The organism is Brachybacterium paraconglomeratum (assembly GCF_003994255.1).
In the GTDB taxonomy this organism is placed as follows: domain Bacteria; phylum Actinomycetota; class Actinomycetes; order Actinomycetales; family Dermabacteraceae; genus Brachybacterium; species Brachybacterium conglomeratum.
In genome coordinates this window covers 274,201-290,574 of the sequence record NZ_ML133854.1, presented here as the reverse complement: position 1 = coordinate 290,574, position 16,374 = coordinate 274,201, and the positions used below count along the sequence as shown (strand labels likewise).

At 72.3% G+C, this 16,374-nt stretch carries 16 protein-coding genes; 7 read left to right on the top strand and 9 right to left on the bottom strand.

Features of this window, described 5'->3' with window-relative positions; all coding sequences use genetic code 11:
* Positions 1 to 31 precede the first annotated feature (31 nt).
* Positions 32 to 820, top strand: a complete 789-nt coding sequence (locus tag DS079_RS08830) for an alpha/beta fold hydrolase (protein ID WP_126986642.1) — start codon at positions 32 to 34, stop codon at positions 818 to 820.
* Positions 821 to 896: 76 nt separating this feature from the next.
* Here the strand turns inward: DS079_RS08830 and DS079_RS08825 are convergent, their stop codons facing one another.
* The 6 genes from DS079_RS08825 to DS079_RS08800 form a co-directional block, all read right to left on the bottom strand.
* On the bottom strand, positions 897 to 1,745 hold the full coding sequence (locus tag DS079_RS08825; RefSeq protein WP_126986640.1) for a sulfite exporter TauE/SafE family protein: 849 nt from the start codon (positions 1,743 to 1,745) through the stop codon (positions 897 to 899).
* A gap of 52 nt (positions 1,746 to 1,797) precedes the next feature.
* On the bottom strand, positions 1,798 to 3,087 hold the full coding sequence (locus DS079_RS08820; RefSeq protein WP_126986638.1) for a globin domain-containing protein: 1,290 nt from the start codon (positions 3,085 to 3,087) through the stop codon (positions 1,798 to 1,800).
* A gap of 152 nt (positions 3,088 to 3,239) precedes the next feature.
* Positions 3,240 to 3,620: a DUF488 domain-containing protein gene (locus tag DS079_RS08815; RefSeq protein WP_126986636.1), complete on the bottom strand. Its 381-nt coding sequence runs from the start codon at positions 3,618 to 3,620 to the stop codon at positions 3,240 to 3,242.
* 137 nt (positions 3,621 to 3,757) lie between these two features.
* A complete protein-coding gene (tpx, locus tag DS079_RS08810) occupies positions 3,758 to 4,255 on the bottom strand; it encodes a thiol peroxidase (RefSeq protein ID WP_010550164.1) in 498 nt (165 codons plus the stop codon).
* A gap of 60 nt (positions 4,256 to 4,315) precedes the next feature.
* Positions 4,316 to 5,224: a PPK2 family polyphosphate kinase gene (locus tag DS079_RS08805; RefSeq protein WP_126986634.1), complete on the bottom strand. Its 909-nt coding sequence runs from the start codon at positions 5,222 to 5,224 to the stop codon at positions 4,316 to 4,318.
* A 55-nt stretch (positions 5,225 to 5,279) separates the two neighbouring features.
* Positions 5,280 to 5,996: a PepSY domain-containing protein gene (locus DS079_RS08800; RefSeq protein WP_126986632.1), complete on the bottom strand. Its 717-nt coding sequence runs from the start codon at positions 5,994 to 5,996 to the stop codon at positions 5,280 to 5,282.
* 327 nt (positions 5,997 to 6,323) lie between these two features.
* Between DS079_RS08800 and DS079_RS08795 the strand changes: the two genes are divergently transcribed.
* Together DS079_RS08795 and DS079_RS08790 are read left to right on the top strand one after the other, a co-directional pair.
* Positions 6,324 to 8,795: a phosphoketolase family protein gene (locus tag DS079_RS08795; protein WP_126986630.1), complete on the top strand. Its 2,472-nt coding sequence runs from the start codon at positions 6,324 to 6,326 to the stop codon at positions 8,793 to 8,795.
* Positions 8,792 to 9,085, top strand: a complete 294-nt coding sequence (locus DS079_RS08790; RefSeq protein ID WP_126986628.1) for an acylphosphatase — start codon at positions 8,792 to 8,794, stop codon at positions 9,083 to 9,085. Before DS079_RS08795 ends, DS079_RS08790 begins: the two co-directional genes overlap by 4 nt.
* Here the strand turns inward: DS079_RS08790 and DS079_RS08785 are convergent.
* A complete protein-coding gene (locus DS079_RS08785; RefSeq protein WP_126986626.1) occupies positions 9,075 to 9,725 on the bottom strand; it encodes an SDR family oxidoreductase in 651 nt (216 codons plus the stop codon). The genes DS079_RS08790 and DS079_RS08785 overlap by 11 nt on opposite strands.
* 227 nt (positions 9,726 to 9,952) lie before the next feature.
* Between DS079_RS08785 and DS079_RS08780 the strand changes: the two genes are divergently transcribed.
* Complete coding sequence (locus DS079_RS08780; protein WP_126986624.1) at positions 9,953 to 11,017, top strand: DUF808 domain-containing protein; 1,065 nt, start codon at positions 9,953 to 9,955, stop codon at positions 11,015 to 11,017.
* Positions 11,018 to 11,170: 153 nt separating this feature from the next.
* The gene (locus DS079_RS08775; RefSeq protein WP_206516152.1) at positions 11,171 to 12,742 is read left to right on the top strand and encodes a glycoside hydrolase family 10-like protein; all 1,572 of its coding nucleotides are present in this window, start codon (positions 11,171 to 11,173) and stop codon (positions 12,740 to 12,742) included.
* Between the two features lie 126 nt (positions 12,743 to 12,868).
* Here the strand turns inward: DS079_RS08775 and DS079_RS08770 are convergent, their stop codons facing one another.
* A complete protein-coding gene (locus tag DS079_RS08770; RefSeq protein ID WP_053918501.1) occupies positions 12,869 to 13,381 on the bottom strand; it encodes a phosphoribosyltransferase in 513 nt (170 codons plus the stop codon).
* Positions 13,382 to 13,838: 457 nt separating this feature from the next.
* Complete coding sequence (locus tag DS079_RS08765; protein WP_241237600.1) at positions 13,839 to 14,378, bottom strand: BCCT family transporter; 540 nt, start codon at positions 14,376 to 14,378, stop codon at positions 13,839 to 13,841.
* Positions 14,379 to 14,649: 271 nt separating this feature from the next.
* On the opposite strand from DS079_RS08765, the gene DS079_RS08760 reads away from it, so the two are divergent.
* Together DS079_RS08760 and DS079_RS08755 are read left to right on the top strand one after the other, a co-directional pair.
* The gene (locus DS079_RS08760; protein ID WP_126986620.1) at positions 14,650 to 15,411 is read left to right on the top strand and encodes a DeoR/GlpR family DNA-binding transcription regulator; all 762 of its coding nucleotides are present in this window, start codon (positions 14,650 to 14,652) and stop codon (positions 15,409 to 15,411) included.
* Positions 15,408 to 16,364 carry a 1-phosphofructokinase family hexose kinase gene (locus DS079_RS08755; protein WP_126986618.1) on the top strand — a complete coding sequence of 319 codons (957 nt, stop codon included), beginning with the start codon at positions 15,408 to 15,410 and terminating at the stop codon, positions 16,362 to 16,364. The genes DS079_RS08760 and DS079_RS08755 overlap by 4 nt, the downstream gene beginning before the upstream one ends.
* Positions 16,365 to 16,374: the final 10 nt, after the last annotated feature.

Here is a 16,374-nt window from a genome sequence, read left to right as displayed (position 1 = left end):
CCGCCCGCTCCCGCGCCCGAAGGACCTCCCCATGCCCGTCATCCCCTCCCCCGTCGACGGCGTCGACCTGCGCTACGACGTCTCCGGGGACGGGCCGCCGCTGGTGCTGCTGCACGGCTCGGTGCTCTCCCGCGCGATCTGGCGGGGCCTCGGCTATCTCGAACCGCTCACTGCCGAGCACACCGTGCTCCGGGTGGACCTGCGCGGCCACGGCAGCTCCGGGAAGCCCCACGACCCCGCGGCGTACACGCAGGAGGTCTTCGTGCAGGACCTGCTCGCCGTGCTCGACGCGGAGGGGATCGGCCGCGCGGCGCTGATGGGCTACTCGCTCGGCGCACGCATCGCGCTGAGCACGACGCTGGCGCATCCTGGCCTGGTCACGCGCCTGGTGAGCCTCGGCGGCTCGGCCTCCGCGCAGCGGGGCGCGGTGGACTCGGTGTTCTTCCCGGGCGTGATCGACGCGGTCCGCGAGCAGGGCATGGAGTCGTTCTGCGCCGGTCAGGGGCTGGGGCCGGAGGTCACCTCGCGCCGTGCGCGCGCCACGCGCACCGCCTTCCTCGCCGCGGACCACGAGGCGGTCGCGGCGCTGCTCGCGGCGACCGACGCCACCGCCGCCGTGCCGGACGAGATGCTGGAGAGCTGCACGGTTCCCGCGCTGTGGATGGCAGGCAGCGAGGACCATCCCCGCCACGAGGAGTCCGCCCGGGCGGCCTCGCTGATGCCGAACGCGGAGTTCGTGTCCCTGCCCGGCCGGGACCACGGCGGCACCCTGTTCCCGCCTGACGAGGTGCTCGCCGAGGTCATGCCGTTCCTGTCCTGAGCCGGTGCCGGCCGGGCTCGTCGACTGGGCGCTCAGGACCCGTCGGCCCGAGGCGCAGCGCCCGTCGGCCGACGGCTCAGACGACCTCGCGGAAGAGCGCCACCAGCGCGACCACCACGATCACGCCGCGCAGCGCCCACTCGGGCAGGCGCTTGGCCAGGTGCGCACCGAAGAAGCCGCCCAGCAGCGAGCCCACCGCGATCGCGGCGCTCGCGGCCCACACCACCTGCGCGTCGACCGCGAAGAAGGCGATCATGTAGATCAGCGCCGCGGCGAGGTTCACGCACAGGCTCAGCAGGTTCTTGACGCTGTTGACCGAGCCCATCGGACGCCCGGTGAAGACGCCGAGGATGCCCAGGTACAGCACCCCCTGCGCGGCGGTGAAGTAGCCGCCGTAGACGGAGGCCGCACCGATCGAGCCGACCAGCGCCGGGGAGCGCAGCGGGCTGCGCTCGGAGCCGTCCGACGACGCGCCCGCATCGGTCGCCCCCTCGGCCCCCGCCCCGTCGGCCGCGGCGCGGTGCTCGGCCCGGTTCTCCGAGCGGGAGCGCAGCGCGGTGGTCAGCGGCTTCTGCAGGACGACGAGGGCGAGGGCGACGACGATCAGCACGGGCACGACCACGTCGAGCGCCTCGGCAGGGGAGGTCAGCAGCAGCAGCGCGCCCGCGCTCGCGCCGAGCAGAGCGGTGAGCACCAGAGGGGTGAGATGGCGTCGCTCCTCGGAGATCTCGCGGCGATAGCCGAGCACGGAGCCGACGGTGGAGAAGAACATCCCCACCGTGTTCGTGCGGACCGCGACGCCGGGCGGGAGGCCCAGCGCCATCAGCACCGGGAGGGTGAGGAGGGAGCCGGATCCCACCGCCGCGTTGATGGCGCCGGCGACCACGCCCATGACGAGCAGGACGAGAAGGGAGAGGGGTTCCACGAGGGACGACCCTAGTCCTCCTCCGCCGTCCGCGACGGGCGGTCCACGGGACTCAGGCGCCCGGGAGCAGCCAGTCGTTCGGGGAGAACAGCTCCACGTGCATCCGCTCCTCCTCCGCCCCGGCCGCGAGCAGCTGCGCCCGGGCGCCGCGCAGGAAGCCGCTGCCGCCGCAGAGGTAGATCTCCGCGCCCTCGGGCAGGTGCTCGTCCGTGATCGTCATCCGGCCCGCATGCGCCGAGAGGCGGGGGTCCGTCCGGCCCGCGAGGGGGTCCTCGCCGAGCTCGCCGGAGAACCACAGCCGGGCGCGGGAGCCGCTGTGCTCGGGCAGGGAGGCGACGGTGTCCAGCAGCTCGGGCAGGTGCGCGGCGTCGGCTGCGTCGCCGTCGGCGTGCAGCACGACCACCTCGCGCTCGCTGTCGACCGCGGCGAGATGGCGCAGCATCCCCAGCATCGGGGTGATCCCGATGCCCGCCGAGACCAGCACGAGGGGCGAGGTCGCCTGCGCGTCCAGGACCAGGTCGCCGGCGGGGAGGGTCACCTGCAGCTCGTCCCCCTCGTGGAGGGTGCGGTGGAGGTGCGAGGAGACCTCGCCGGCCGGGTCCCCGTCCTCGCGGCGCACCGAGATCCGCCAGCGTCCCCGGCCGGGGGCGTCGGAGAGCGAGTACTGGCGCAGCTGCCTCGCCCCGTCGGCCAGGCGCACGCCGACGCTGATGTACTGGCCGGGCAGGAAGTCGGCGAGCGGCTCGTCCCCCTCGGGGGCGGCCAGCTCGAAGCTCGCCACGCTCGAGCTCTCCTCGATCCGGCGGATGACGCGGGCGGTGCGGAACACGTCGCCCGGGGTCACCTGCGCCTCGGCGTACAGGCCGTTCTCGAAGGCGATGAGCGTGCGGGCCATGTGCCAGTAGACGGCGTCCCACGCGGCGGCCACGTCCCCGGTGACCACGTCGGCGCCGAGCACCTCGACGATCGCGGCCATCAGGTGCTCGTGGACGATCTCGTACTGCTCCTCGGTGATGCCGAGGGAGACGTGCTTGTGCCCGATCCGGGACAGCAGCGCGGCGGGGCTCGGCCCGTCCGGGGCGACCAGCAGGGTCGCATAGGTCGCGACAGAGGCGGCGAGCGCCTTCTGCTGGGCGCCCTGGGCCTGGTTGCCGCGGTTGAAGGTGTCGCGCAGCAGCTCGGGGTGCGCGGCGAACATCCGCCCGTAGAACACCGGGGCGATCTCCTCGACGTGCTCCCCGACGAGCGGGAGGGTGTCCCGCACGATCTGCTCGTGAGCAGGCTCGAGGCGCTCCTCGATGTCGAGCTGCGGGTGGAGGATCGAGGCGGTCGCCACGGACATGGCAGGTCCTTCCTGGACGGGGACGGGGCTGTCGGCCGTCCGACGTCGACGGCCTGCCCGTCCACGTTAGGGGCGCGTTGACAGGAAGCGTCCGGACCTTCGTCCCCGTCGACGGCGGCGGGATCAGCCGACGGGGAGCGGGGGCAAAGGCCTCAGCCGGCGAGCTCCTGCAGCACCTCCTGCAGCACCTGGGCGTGGTTGTGCTCGACGTCCTTCGCGGCGAACAGCAGCACGAGGGTGTCCGCTCCGTCCTCCTCCGCGCGGTCCAGCAGCGCCTGGGCGGCCTCGCCCTCCTCCAGCTCGCGGCGATAGCGGGCGGAGAACTCCTCGAAGTCGAGCTCCCCGCCGTGGAAGGCCTTGCGGAGCTCGGAGCTCGGGGCGACGTCCTTGTCCCACTCGTCGTGGACGAGGCGCTCCTTCTTCACCCCGCGCGGCCACAGCCGGTCCACCAGCACGCGGCGCTCGCCGTCGGCGGGGCCGTCGTCGTCCAGCAGGTCCTGGACGCGTTCGAGGGAGATGGTGAGGGCGGACATGGTGGGCTCCTTCCGTCGAGCGGCCCCCGGGATCGGTGGGGCGGCCGGTGCGCAGGGGACGGGGTGCGCGGGGCCGCGAAGCACGGGACCCGGCGCGCGACGAGGAGTCGCGGCCGGGTCCGGCGGGGCGGGCGGTCTCAGGCGAGCACGGCCGCGGCGGCGTCGTAGTCGGGCTCCTCGGAGACCTCGGCGACCTGCTCGGTGTACAGGACCGTGCCGTCGGCGTCGGCGACGACGACCGCGCGCGAGAGCAGACCCGCGAGCGGCCCGTCCTTCATGGTCACGCCGAAGTCCTCGCCGAAGCTGGAGCGGAAGGCGGAGCCGGTGACGACGTTCTCGATGCCCTCGGCGCCGCAGAAGCGGGCCTGCGCGAAGGGCAGGTCCTTCGAGACGCAGACGACGACGGTGTTCTCGAAGCCGGCGGCGAGCTCGTTGAACTTCCGCACGGACATGGCACAGGTGCCGGTGTCCAGGGACGGGAAGATGTTCAGCACGACGCGCTTGCCGGCGAGGTCCGCGCCGGAGACGGCGCCGAGGTCCTGGCCCACGAGCTCGAAGGCCGGCAGGGCCGAGCCCTTCGCGGGCAGCTCGCCGACGGTGGTGACGGGGTCGTTCTTGAAGGTGATGGAAGCCATGCCTCCATCATCGGCCTGCGAGCGTGCGGACACAAGCCGAGGTCACGGGCCCGGACGGGCTCAGTCCGACTCGTCCTGTCCCATCGTGCCGCGCAGGCGGTCGATCTCCGCGAGGACGTCGAAGTCCGCGGTCGGCCACTGCGGGTCGATGTCCGTCAGCGCGTCGATCAGCAGCTGCTGCACGGCGATCCGTGCGTACCACTTGCGGTCCGCGGGGACCACGTGCCAGGGGGCGCCGACGGTGGAGGTGGCGCGCAGCGCCCGCGTGTACGCCTCCATGTAGTCGTCCCAGTGCGCGCGCTCGTCGACGTCGCCGGGGTTGTACTTCCAGTGCTTGTCCGGGCGCTCGAGCCTCTCCATCAGCCGGGAGCCCTGCTCCTCGTAGGAGACGTGGAGCATGACCTTCACGACCGTGGTGCCGGCGGCGGCGAGCTCCCGCTCGAAGGCGTTGATCGCCGTGTACCGGGCACGGATCTCCTTCGAGTCCGCCCAGCCGTGGACGCGGTGGATGAGCACGTCCTCGTAGTGGGAGCGGTCGAAGACGCCGATCGTGCCCGGGGCGGGGGCGTGGGGGCGGATCCGCCAGAGGAAGTCGTGCTTCCTCTCCTCGTCGGTCGGGGCCTTGAACGCGGTGATCTCCACGCCCTGCGGGTCCACGCTGCCCACGACGTGGCGCATGATCCCGCCCTTGCCGGAGGTGTCCATCCCCTGGACGATCAGCAGCACCGAGCGGCCGTCGCCGTTGCCGTGATGGGCGGCGTAGAGCCTCTCCTGGAGCTCGTCGAGCTCGGCGTCCCGGGCGAGGAGGAACTCCTTGCCCTCGGCCTTCTTGCCGGAGAAGCCGGGGGTGGCGCGCGGGTCGAGGTCCTGCACGTCCCCCTTCCAGTCGTTCGCGATCCGGAACCCGCGGGGCGCCTTCTCCGCGGGTCCGTCGGCCTTCTTCTTCGAGGACTTCTTCGAGTTCGCCATGGGGAGGAGGGTATCGGGCAGGGCGGGCCGTGGGGAGCCGTTCGGCGGCGGGTCGTCAGTCGTCGACGCGGACCTCGCCCGTCTCGACGTCCACCTCGACCTCGACGTCGTCGTCGCCGCTGCTGCGATCGATGTCGATCGTGTAGTGGATGCGGCCGTCGTCGGAGGAGAGGTCCCAGCCGGAGGCCCGGCCCGGCTCCTTCCCGAGCGCGATCTCGATCGCCTCGGCGTAGGGCATCGGGGAGGTCACGTCGACGGCCGGGTCCTGGTCGTCGTCATCGTCCTGGTCGTGCTCGGTGACCTCGCCGCTGGTCGCGTCGATGTCGAGGTCGTGCTGGCGGCCGCCGTCGACGATCTCGAGCTCCCACTCCCACACGTCGTCGTCGTGGTCGATCTCGATCTGCACCAGCTCGCCGCCGCCGGCCGCGCCCAGGCCGATCTCGACGGCCTTCTCCGCGGTGATCGGCAGCTGCTCGGTGGCGAGGTCGGCGTCCGCGGGCAGCGCCGCGGCGCCGGCCGCCGGGGCCTCTCCCCCGTCGTCACTCGCCGCGCCGTCATCGGAGGCGGCGCCCTCGGAGGCGGTGTCGTCGTCGGCGGTGTCGTCGTCGGCGGTGGTGCCGGCGTCCTCCTGTTCGGAGGCGCCGGGACCCTCGACGGCAGGGGCCTCGTCGCTGCCGGAGTCGGCGCCGCACCCGGCGGCGAGGCCGAGCACGAGGGCCCCGAGGGCGAGGGCGCGGACGGTGCTGCGGGGACGGACGGAGGTGCGGGTCATGGGATCAGCCTTCCTGGGATCGGCCGACGGATCGAGCCCGCCGGTCTGCGTGTGACCTCAGGCTATGCCGCCCGGCAGCATTCCAGGAGCTTCCTGAGCACCTTCTCATCAGGCCTTCACGGAGCGCTCATCGGTCGCCCGGGGCCAGGGAGCGCCCACCTGCGCCGCGCAGCGGTGTCCAGGGCCCGAAGGCCCTTCCCACCCCGCTGCGCGCGACCTACGGTGGCCGTACCGCCGCCGCGCCGATCCGGGCACGGCCCGCAGGTCCCTCAGGCACGTCAGGCACGTCAGGCACGTCAGGCACGTCAGGCACGTCAGGAAGGCACCATGACCACCGCACCCGCATGGCCCAGCTCCCCCGCCGCCGCTCCCTCCGACACCGACCTCGAGCGGCTCGACGCCTGGTGGCGCGCCGCGAACTACCTCTCGGTCGGCCAGATCTACCTCAAGGACAATCCGCTGCTGCGCAAGCCCCTGCAGCGCGAGCACGTCAAGCCGCGGCTGCTCGGGCACTGGGGCACCACCCCGGGCCTGACCTTCCTCTACGCCCACGCGAACCGGGCCATCGTCCAGCGCGGGCTGAACGCCATGTACATCACCGGTCCCGGGCACGGCGGCCCCGGCCTGGTCGCCGCGTCCTATCTCGAGGGCACCTACTCCGAGGTGTACCACGCGGTCGGCGAGGACGACGAGGGGATGAAGCGCCTGTTCACGCAGTTCTCCTTCCCCGGCGGGATCCCCTCGCACGTCGCCCCGGAGACGCCCGGCTCGATCCACGAGGGCGGGGAGCTCGGCTACGCCCTCTCCCACGCCTACGGCGCCATGTTCGACAGCCCCGACCAGATCGCATTCACCGTGGTCGGCGACGGCGAGGCGGAGACCGGGCCGCTGGCCACCTCCTGGCACTCCAACAAGTTCCTCAATCCCCAGCAGGATGGGGTGGTGCTGCCGATCCTGCACCTGAACGGGTACAAGATCGCGAACCCGACTGTGCTGGCCCGCATCGGCGACGACGAGCTCGAGGCGCTCATGCGCGGCTACGGCCACGAGCCGCTCATCTTCACCGGCGGCTTCGACGACGAGGACCCGCTCGAGATCCACCGTCGCTTCGCCGAGGTGCTCGATACGGCCCTGGACAGGATCGCGGAGATCAAGGCGCAGGCCGCGGAGGACGCCGAGGCCGGCCGCGAGACCGAGCGCCCCGCCTGGCCGATGATCGTGCTGCGCACCCCGAAGGGCTGGACCGGCCCGAAGGAGATCGACGGCCAGCAGACCGAGGGGTCCTGGCGCTCGCACCAGGTGCCGCTGGCCAGCGCTCGGGACACCGACGAGCACCTCGCCGAGCTCGACGCCTGGCTGCGCTCCTACCGCCCCGAGGAGCTCTTCGACGAGACCGGGAAGCTGGTCCCCGACGTCGCCTCCGCCGCCCCGACCGGCACGCTGCGGATGTCCGCGAACCCGTCGACCAACGGCGGCGCCGTGCTCACCCCGCTGCGCCTGCCCGACTTCCGCGACTACGGCGTGGACGTGCCCGTGCCCGGCGGCTCCATCTCCGAGGCCACGAAGGTGCTCGGCACCTGGCTGCGGGACGTGGTGCGCGAGAACCCCTCGACCTTCCGCATCTTCGGGCCCGACGAGACCGCCTCGAACCGGCTCCAGGCCGTCTACGAGGTCACCGACAAGCAGTGGAACGCGGACTTCGAGGAGCACGACCGCTCCGAGCACCTCGCCCGGGCCGGCCGCGTCATGGAGATGCTCTCGGAGCACCAGTGCCAGGGCTGGCTCGAGGGCTACCTGCTCACCGGCCGGCACGGCATGTTCTCCTCCTACGAGGCGTTCGTCCACATCGTCGACTCGATGGTCAACCAGCACGCGAAGTGGCTGAAGGTGACGAACGAGCTCGAGTGGCGCCGTCCGATCGCCTCCCTGAACTACCTGCTGAGCTCGCACGTGTGGCGTCAGGACCACAACGGCTTCTCCCACCAGGACCCCGGCTTCATCGACCACATGGTCAACAAGAAGGCGGAGATCGTGCGGGTCTACCTGCCGCCGGACGCGAACACGCTGCTGTCCACCTACGACCACTGCCTGCGCTCGAAGCAGTACGTCAACGTGGTCGTGGCCGGGAAGCAGCCCAACCCGAACTGGCTGTCGATGGACGAGGCCGTCGTGCACTGCGCGCGGGGGCTCGGCATCTGGGACTGGGCGGGGACCGAGCAGCTCGGCGAGGAGCCGGAGGTGGTGCTCGCCGCAGCCGGCGACATCCCCACCATCGAGGTGCTCGCCGCGGCGAAGATCCTCCGTGAGGAGATCCCCGACCTGCGGGTCCGGGTGGTCAACGTGGTGGACCTGATGCGGCTCCAGGACGAGTCCGAGCACCCGCACGGGCTCTCGCAGAAGGACTTCGACGGGTACTTCGGGGAGGACGTCCCGGTGGTGTTCGCCTACCACGGCTATCCATGGCTGATCCACCGCCTCGCCTACCGCCACGACCGGCACTCCCGCATCCACGTGCGCGGCTACAAGGAGGAGGGCACCACCACCACGCCCTTCGACATGCTGATGCTCAACGACACCGACCGCTACCACCTGGTGATGGACGTGATCGACCGCGTCGACGGGCTGGGAACGCGATTCGCCGGACTGCGCCAGCGCATGGTCGATGCCCGGGTCCGCTCCCGGGCCCACGCCTACGAGCACGGCGAGGACGCCCCGGAGATCGTGGACTGGCAGTGGAGCGACGAGGTGGACGCCGCGGCCGGTGCGGCCGCCGCGGACACCGGCGGCGACAACGAGTGAGCCCTCAGCAGGACGAGCAGCGGATCCGACGCGTCGTGCGCGTGCACGGACGGGTCCAGGGCGTCGGCTTCCGGATGGACGCCGCCAGGGAGGCGGCGCGACTCGGCGCCGCCGGGACCGTGCGCAACCTGTGGGACGGCACCGTCGAGGCGGACGTCGAAGGCACGACGGAGGTGGTCGAGGCCATGCTCGACCACCTCCGGCAGGGGCCTTCCAGCGCCCGCGTCGACGGGATCGACGTGCGCCGCGAGACGCCGCGCGGCCAGACGGGTTTCCGGATCAGCGACTGAGGGAGGCGAAGGCCTCGCCGATCTCCTGCTCGCCGTCGTTGAAGGTCACGAACTTCCCGACGGATCCGGGCTCGGCGAGCGCAGCGACGATCGTGCGCGCGACGTTGCCGCGCGAGACCGTGCCGGACTCCGAGGCGGCGGTGTCGATGCGACCGGTCGGCTCCTCGAGGGTGAGGCCCGAGGGACCGAGGATCGTCCAGTCCAGTCCCGTGCCGCGCAGATGCTCGTCGGCCCGGGCCTTCGCCTCGGCGTAGGTGTGGAAGGAGCTGTCCTCGGGAACGCCGTGGTCGAGCGAGGCGCCGAAGTAGCTGACCATCACGTAGCGGGTCGCGCCGACGCGCTCGGCGGCGTCCATCGAGGCGACCGCCGCGTCGTAGTCGACCGCACGGGTGCGCTCGGGGTCCCCGCCGCCGGCGCCTGCGGTCCACACCACGGCGTCCTTCCCGCGCAGGAGCTCGTCCCAGCCCCTCTCGTCGAGGGACTCGATGTCAGCGAGCACAGCCCTCGCGCCCGTCGCCTCGACGTCGCCTGCGTGCTCGGGGTTGCGGATCACGGAGTGCACCGTGTGACCGGCCTCGACCAGCAGCGGGGCCGCGAGCAGCGCGACCTTCCCATGTCCTCCGATGAGTGCGATATCCATGCCCTCCACTCTGTCACCGGCGCGGCGGCGCGTCGAGGGGAGGTCGCGGATGTTCGCCGTGAGGGGAAGACAGGACGATCTCGTGCCGAGAAGCTGACCGGAGCCGAGCCGTGGGCTTGACCGGACCCGTGGCCTGATCATGGTCCCTGCGGAGCGATCCGCAGCTCCTGCACCGTTATCCTGAGCCCGGTCGCATCCGCGGCCGTCTCCTCGGAAGAAGGACTCCCATGGCCGGTGGACTCGCCGCCCTGCTCGACGACGTCGCCGCGCTCGCGCGCCTCGCGGCGGCCAGCGCGGACGATGTCGCCGCGGCCTCCGCCAAGGCAGGCTCCAAGGCGATCGGCGTCGTGATCGACGATGCCGCGGTGACGCCGCAGTACGTCCAGGGCATCAAGCCCAACCGGGAGCTGCCGATCATCTGGCGGATCACCAAGGGCTCGCTGCGCAACAAGCTCGTCTTCATCCTGCCGGTCCTGCTGCTGCTAAGCGTGTTCGCCCCCTGGCTGCTCACCCCGATCCTCATGCTCGGCGGCCTGTACCTCAGCTTCGAAGGCGCCGAGAAGGTCTGGGAGCTGGTGCGCGGGAAGCCCAAGGAGGCGCCTGCGAGCACCAAGGGCGCCGGGGCGGAGGACAAGGTCGTCTCGGGCGCCGTGCGCACCGACCTGATCCTCTCGGCCGAGATCATGGTGATCTCGATGAACTCGGTGGACACCGACAACCTGTGGATGCGCGCCGCGGTGCTCGTGGTGATCGCCCTCGGCATCACCGCCCTGGTCTACGGCGCTGTGGGCCTGCTGGTGAAGATGGACGACATCGGCCTGGCGATGGCCAAGGACGAGGACGCCTCCGAGGGGAAGAAGCGCTTCGGCCGCGGACTGGTCGGCGCGATGCCGCGAGTCATGGACGTGATCAGCTACGTCGGCATGATCGCGATGCTGTGGGTGGGCGGCCACATCCTGCTGGTCGGCACCCATGAGCTCGGGCTCGCCCAGCCCTACGGCCTGGTGCACCACCTCGAGGGTCTGGTCGCGGGGGTCGCCGGCGTCGGCGCGCTGCTCGCCTGGCTGGTCAACACCTTCTTCTCCTTCTTGTTCGGCCTGATCATCGGCGGGATCCTCGCCGTGATCGTGCACTTCCTGCCCTTCGGCCACCACGGCGGCGGCGAGGGGCACGCCGAGGGCGCAGGGCACGCCACGGCCGACGGCCGTGACACCGCCGACGCGCACGATGCAGGAACCGGCAGCGACCAGGAGCCCGCCGGCGACTCGACGGAGCCGCCGGCCGCCCGCTGAGCGTCCCACCCCTCGACCCCTCCGTCCCGCCCGCTCCGACAACCGGTGCCGCGTCGACCTCCGCGGGACGGCACGGCGCCGCGCATGCTTGCCCGGCCGCGCCGGCTGTGCGACGGTGGGCCACCTCCGTCCCCGACCGAGGAGCTCAGCGCCGTGCATCCCGTCGATCGTCGTTCCTTCCTGCGCCTGTCCGGCTCCGCCGCCGTCGGCTCCACCGCCGTCGTCGCCGGTCTCGCCGGCGGCTCCGCCCTCGTCGGCGCCGCCGCGCACGCCGACGAGCCCGGTCCGCAGGATCCCGCGCCCCCGGCCCGCGAGTTCCGGGCCATGTGGCTCTCCTCCGTGGTCAACATCGACTGGCCCTCCGCCCCCGGCCTCAGCGCCGAGGAGCAGCGGGCGGAGTACCTGGGCTGGCTCGATCTCGCCCAGGAGATCGGACTGAACGCGGTGATCGCCCAGGTGCGCCCCACTGCGGACGCCTTCTGGCCCTCCCGCTTCGAGCCCTGGTCGATGTACCTCACCGGCACCCAGGGCCAGGATCCCGGCTACGACCCGCTCGCCTTCCAGATCGAGCAGGCCCACGCCCGGGGCCTGGAGTACCACGCCTGGTTCAACCCGTATCGCGTGGCGATGTCGGAGGAGCCGGAGCTGGCCCCGGACCATCCTGCACGTCAGCATCCCGAATGGGTGTGGCCCTACGGCGGGAAGCTCTACTACGACCCGGGCCTGCCGGATGTCCGCGCCTTCGTGCAGGACGCGATGATGGACGCCGTCACCCACTACGACGTGGACGGCGTCCACTTCGACGACTACTTCTACCCGTACGCGGTCGCGGGCGAGGACTACCCCGACGAGGAGACCTACGCCGCCCACTCCGACGGCAGCACCCCGATCCAGGACTGGCGTCGCGGCAACATCGACGCGCTGGTCCGCGAGATGCACGCGCGGATCCGGGCGGAGAAGCCCTGGGTCCGCTTCGGGATCAGCCCCTTCGGGATCTGGCGCAATGCCAGCAGCGACCCGGCGGGCTCGGACACCTCCGGCTCGGAGTCCTACGAGATCATCTGCGCCGACTCGCGGCGCTGGGTCCAGGAGGGCTGGGTCGACTACATCACCCCGCAGATCTACTGGCAGTTCGGGAACCCCGCGGCCGACTACGAGTCCCTCGTGCACTGGTGGAGCGGGACGGTCGAGGGGACCGGGGTGGGCCTGTTCATCGGTGAGGGCGCCTACAAGGCGATCGACGGCACCTTCGAGGAGATGACCGAGCTCGGCGACCACCTCGACCTCACCCGCACCCTGCCGGCCGTGGCCGGCAACGTGTACTTCAGCGCGAAGAGCCTGCGCGAGGACGCCACCGGCTCGGTCGACGACCTCGTCGCCCGCCACTACGGCCATCCCGCGGTGGTGCCCGCGCTCGAGTCCGTGCCCGGCGAGGCGCCCGAGCAGCCGACGGTCGTCTCGGCCCGCTCCGCCGCCGACGGCGTGCAGGTGCGATGGCGGGCCCGCGGCGCCACCTCCGTCGCGCTGTGGCACCTGCCCGACGAGGAGATCGGCCAGGCGCAGCTCGCCGACGGACGCCGCCTCGTCGCCGTGGTGCGGGCCGAGCGCGCCGCGGGCGAGATCGTCCACGAGGGCGCCGACGGGAGCGGGTTCTACGCCGTCACCGCCTATGACCGCACCTGGCAGCAGAGCGAGCCCTCGGGGGCCGTGGCCGTCCGCCGCTGACCCCGCGCAGCCCGGCCCGGAACCACGATCGGGTCGGGTTCTGAGCCATTCTCTATGCCGAAGTGGCTCAGGACCTGACCCGATCCGTCTGGTGCGTGCGCGTGGAGGGTGCAGGTCGCGGCGCGGTCAGCCCACCGACGGGGTGACGGGCGGCTCGGCCGACCAGGGGAAGACGATCCACTCGTCGGTGCGGCGCCAGACGAAGTCCGGGTCCACGACCGAGCGGGGCTTGCCGTAGATGACGGCGCTGCGGGCGTCGGCGCCCATCTCGCGCATCAGGTCGAGCACGAGCGCGAGGGTGCGGCCGGAGTCGGCGACGTCATCGACGACCAGCAGGCGCTTGCCCTTGATCGACTCGGTGTCGAGCATGGGGGCGAGCAGCACCGGATCGGGAAGGGTCTCGTGCACGTCGGTGTAGAACTCGACGTTGATCGCGTCGGAGAGCTTCACGCCCAGCGCATAGGAGAGCGCCCCGGCCGGGAGCAGACCGCCACGGGCCACGGCGATGATGATCTCCGGCTCGAAGTCGGAGTCGGCGATCGTCTGGGCCAGCTCGCGCGAGGCGGTGCCGAACAGCTCCCAGGTCAGCACCTCCTTCTCTACGAGGTCGGAGGAATCGGCGTGATAGGCCTGGGTCATCGGGTCACAGCTCCTGTGGATGGGCGGCGCGGAGTGCTCCGATGGTAGCGGCCCGCCCGCCCCGCGCCTCCCTCGCGGCTTCACGGGGATGGCCGATGCCTCAGTCCCGCCAAGCGCACCGGGCGCGCCCCGCGCCGCGGGCCCCGCACTGCCGACGGTCCGGCGCCTCAGCTCCGCCCGGTGCTTCCGCCCGGTCGCCGTGCGGGCCCGTCGCCGTCCTCGGGAGCCTCCTCCAGCGAGCTCTCCGCGGAATCGTCCCCCCTCGGCGTCGTCCGCCCCGGGGTCCGCGCCCTCGTCCTCGTCGGGCAGCGGGTTCCCGTCGGCGTCGAGGTAGACGCCCCGCTCGTAGTCATAGTCGATCGGGTTGCCGTCCTCGTCGGTGCGGGCGTACCACTCGGTGACCTCGGGCGCGGTGGAGTCGAACTCGCCGCCGGTGGCGTACTCGCTGTCCGGGGATCTACTCCGGGGCGGGGAGCGACTCGATCGTCCCGTCGGGCGCGATCGCACGGTCGGGGTCGGCGATGCCGACGGTGTTCCCGGCGGCGTCGAGCTCGCTGGCCCGGCGCTGCAGCCAGATCGCGGTGCCGCCGAGGACGGCGAAGGCGAGCACGATGATCGAGGAGGGGATCAGCAGCACGCCGAGCACGAACTGTCGGATGGTGCGGCCGCGGGAGATCTTCGCGGTGAACACGCCCACGAAGGGCGCCCAGCTCACCCACCAGGCCCAGTAGAAGGTGGTCCAGCTGGAGAGGAAGGTCTGCATGTCCTCGCCCTCGGACATGTTCGCCCCGAGCATGTCCGGCAGGGTGCCGAAGTACTCGGTGATTGCGCCGGGGATGATGTTCATGAGGAACACGGTGGGGCCGACGACGAAGATGAACACGGCCAGCACGAGGGCGAGCGCCATGTCGATGTTCGACAGCCAGCGGATGCCGCCCGCGACGCCGGAGACCGCCGAGGCGATCGTGCCGCGGGTCAGCACGCCGATGATCGTCATCGCCAGCGCCGTACCCGTGGGCGGCAGCCCTGGCTCGCGCGCGGCGTCTGGTCCGCCGGGGTCATCGTTCCTCCTGGGAGTGGACGGCTCGCTCACTCCAGGGGCGCTCTCGCCCCTCGCCCAAGCCGCCTCACCCCATCCACAGAAACAAAGACACTGTCACTGTTGTTCTCTGTGGCTTTCGGGCGTATGATGCTCTCATCCCGCGGGGCCGTCCACGGCCCCGCGCCGCGACGGTCCCCCGTCCGACCTCCGACGAAGCAGGTGTCCCATGTACGCCCGTGAACGCCGGCGCCGCATCCTCGAGCTGCTCGAGGCGAGCGGCCGCGTGACCGTCACCGAGCTCGCGGTCGACTTCGACGTCACCACCGAGACGGTGCGCCGCGACCTCGACCAGCTCGCCGCCGAGCGGCTGCTCGTGCGGGTCCACGGCGGGGCCGTTCCTCCGAGCACCGCCGAGGTCGAGCCCGACCTCGAGGCCCGCCGCACCACCAACGTCGCAGCCAAGCGCCGCATCGCCCGCGCCGCCGCCAGCCTGCTGCCCGCCGATCCCCGCGCCGCGGTGATGCTCGATGCGGGCACCACGGTCGGCGAGCTCATCCCTCACCTCAGCGGCCGGCGCGGCCCCGTGATCACCCATGCCCCGGCGATCGCGCAGGGCGCCCTCGTGCACACCGATCTCGAGGTGCACGTGCTGCCGGGGCGGGTCCGCCCCACCACCCAGGCCGCCGTCGGTGCCGGGACCGTGGAGGCGGTGGGCCTGCTGCATCCCGAGCTCGTCGTGCTCGGCTGCAACGGCTTCGACCCCTCCGGCTTCACCACCCCGGATCCCGACGAGGCGGCGGTGAAGTCCGCGATGGCCCGCTGCGCGGCACGACGCGTCGTGCTCGCGGACTCCTCGAAGGCCGGCACGCGTCATCTGGTCACCTTCGCGACGACCGCCGGGATCAATGCCCTGGTCACCGACGACGGCCTGCCCGCCGAGCTCGCGGCCGAGCTCGAGGAGGCCGGGATCGAGGTGCTGACCGCATGATCATCACCTTCACCGCGAACCCCTCCCTCGACCGCACCGTCGACCTCGGCGGCCCCCTGGTCCCCGGCGGCGTGCACCGCATCGGCGCCGACGGCCTCCAGCCCGGCGGCAAGGGGATCAACGTCGCGCTGGGCGTGCACCGCGCCGGGCTGCCCGTGACCGCCGTCCTCCCCGCCGCGCCGCAGGATGCGCTGCTGGAGCTGCTCGAGGTCGAGGGCCTCCCCCACCGGGCGAGCCCCGTCGCGGGCCGCGTGCGCACGAACCTCACCGTGCTCTCCGCCCCGGAGACCACCACGAAGCTCAACGAGCCCGGTGCGACCCTGGACCGGGCCGAGGTCGCCGCCCTCGAGGAGCTGCTGCTGGCCGTCGCCGGCCCCGGGGACAGCGTCATGCTCTCCGGCTCCCTCGCGCCCGGCCTGCCGGTGGACGAGTACGTGCGTCTCGTCGTCGCGCTGCGGGAGCGCGGCGCACGGGTGGGCGTGGACACCTCCGACGCACCGCTCGCGGCGCTCGCCGCCGCGCTGGACAGCGCCGCCCCCGACTTCCTCAAGCCCAACGCCGAGGAGCTCGGCCAGATCCTCGGCACCGACGGCGCTGCCCTCGAGGCCGAGGCCGCCGACAGGCACCTCGAGCCGGTGGCCAAGGCCGCCCTGGACCTCCACCGGCGGGGCGTCGGCGCGGTGCTCGTGACCCTCGGCGGGGCCGGCGGCCTCCTCGCGACCGAGGGAGCGGCCTGGTACAGCCCCTCCGCTCCCGTCGAGGTCGTCTCGACCGTCGGCGCCGGAGACTCCGCGACCGCCGGCTATCTCATCGCCCGTGCGCTCGAGGAGGAGCCTCCGCTGCGCCTCGCACGCTCCCTCGCCTACGGCACGGCCGCCGTGGGCCTGCCCGGCACCACCATCCCCCGTCCCGATCAGGTCCGGATCGACGCCTCCCGCGTCGTCCGCCTCTGACCCCTGCCCC

What these genes read in the sequence shown, in the direction of transcription:
- DS079_RS08830 (WP_126986642.1), top strand. Translation starts at nt 32, where the DNA reads ATGCCCGTCATCCCCTCCCCCGTCGACGGCGTCGACCTGCGCTACGAC.
- DS079_RS08820 (WP_126986638.1), bottom strand. Translation starts at nt 3,087, where the DNA reads ATGTCCGTGGCGACCGCCTCGATCCTCCACCCGCAGCTCGACATCGAG.
- DS079_RS08815 (WP_126986636.1), bottom strand. Translation starts at nt 3,620, where the DNA reads ATGTCCGCCCTCACCATCTCCCTCGAACGCGTCCAGGACCTGCTGGAC.
- tpx (WP_010550164.1), bottom strand. Translation starts at nt 4,255, where the DNA reads ATGGCTTCCATCACCTTCAAGAACGACCCCGTCACCACCGTCGGCGAG.
- DS079_RS08805 (WP_126986634.1), bottom strand. Translation starts at nt 5,224, where the DNA reads ATGGCGAACTCGAAGAAGTCCTCGAAGAAGAAGGCCGACGGACCCGCG.
- DS079_RS08800 (WP_126986632.1), bottom strand. Translation starts at nt 5,996, where the DNA reads ATGACCCGCACCTCCGTCCGTCCCCGCAGCACCGTCCGCGCCCTCGCC.
- DS079_RS08795 (WP_126986630.1), top strand. Translation starts at nt 6,324, where the DNA reads ATGACCACCGCACCCGCATGGCCCAGCTCCCCCGCCGCCGCTCCCTCC.
- DS079_RS08785 (WP_126986626.1), bottom strand. Translation starts at nt 9,725, where the DNA reads ATGGATATCGCACTCATCGGAGGACATGGGAAGGTCGCGCTGCTCGCG.
- DS079_RS08780 (WP_126986624.1), top strand. Translation starts at nt 9,953, where the DNA reads ATGGCCGGTGGACTCGCCGCCCTGCTCGACGACGTCGCCGCGCTCGCG.
- DS079_RS08770 (WP_053918501.1), bottom strand. Translation starts at nt 13,381, where the DNA reads ATGACCCAGGCCTATCACGCCGATTCCTCCGACCTCGTAGAGAAGGAG.
- DS079_RS08765 (WP_241237600.1), bottom strand. Translation starts at nt 14,378, where the DNA reads ATGACGATCATCGGCGTGCTGACCCGCGGCACGATCGCCTCGGCGGTC.
- DS079_RS08760 (WP_126986620.1), top strand. Translation starts at nt 14,650, where the DNA reads ATGTACGCCCGTGAACGCCGGCGCCGCATCCTCGAGCTGCTCGAGGCG.
- DS079_RS08755 (WP_126986618.1), top strand. Translation starts at nt 15,408, where the DNA reads ATGATCATCACCTTCACCGCGAACCCCTCCCTCGACCGCACCGTCGAC.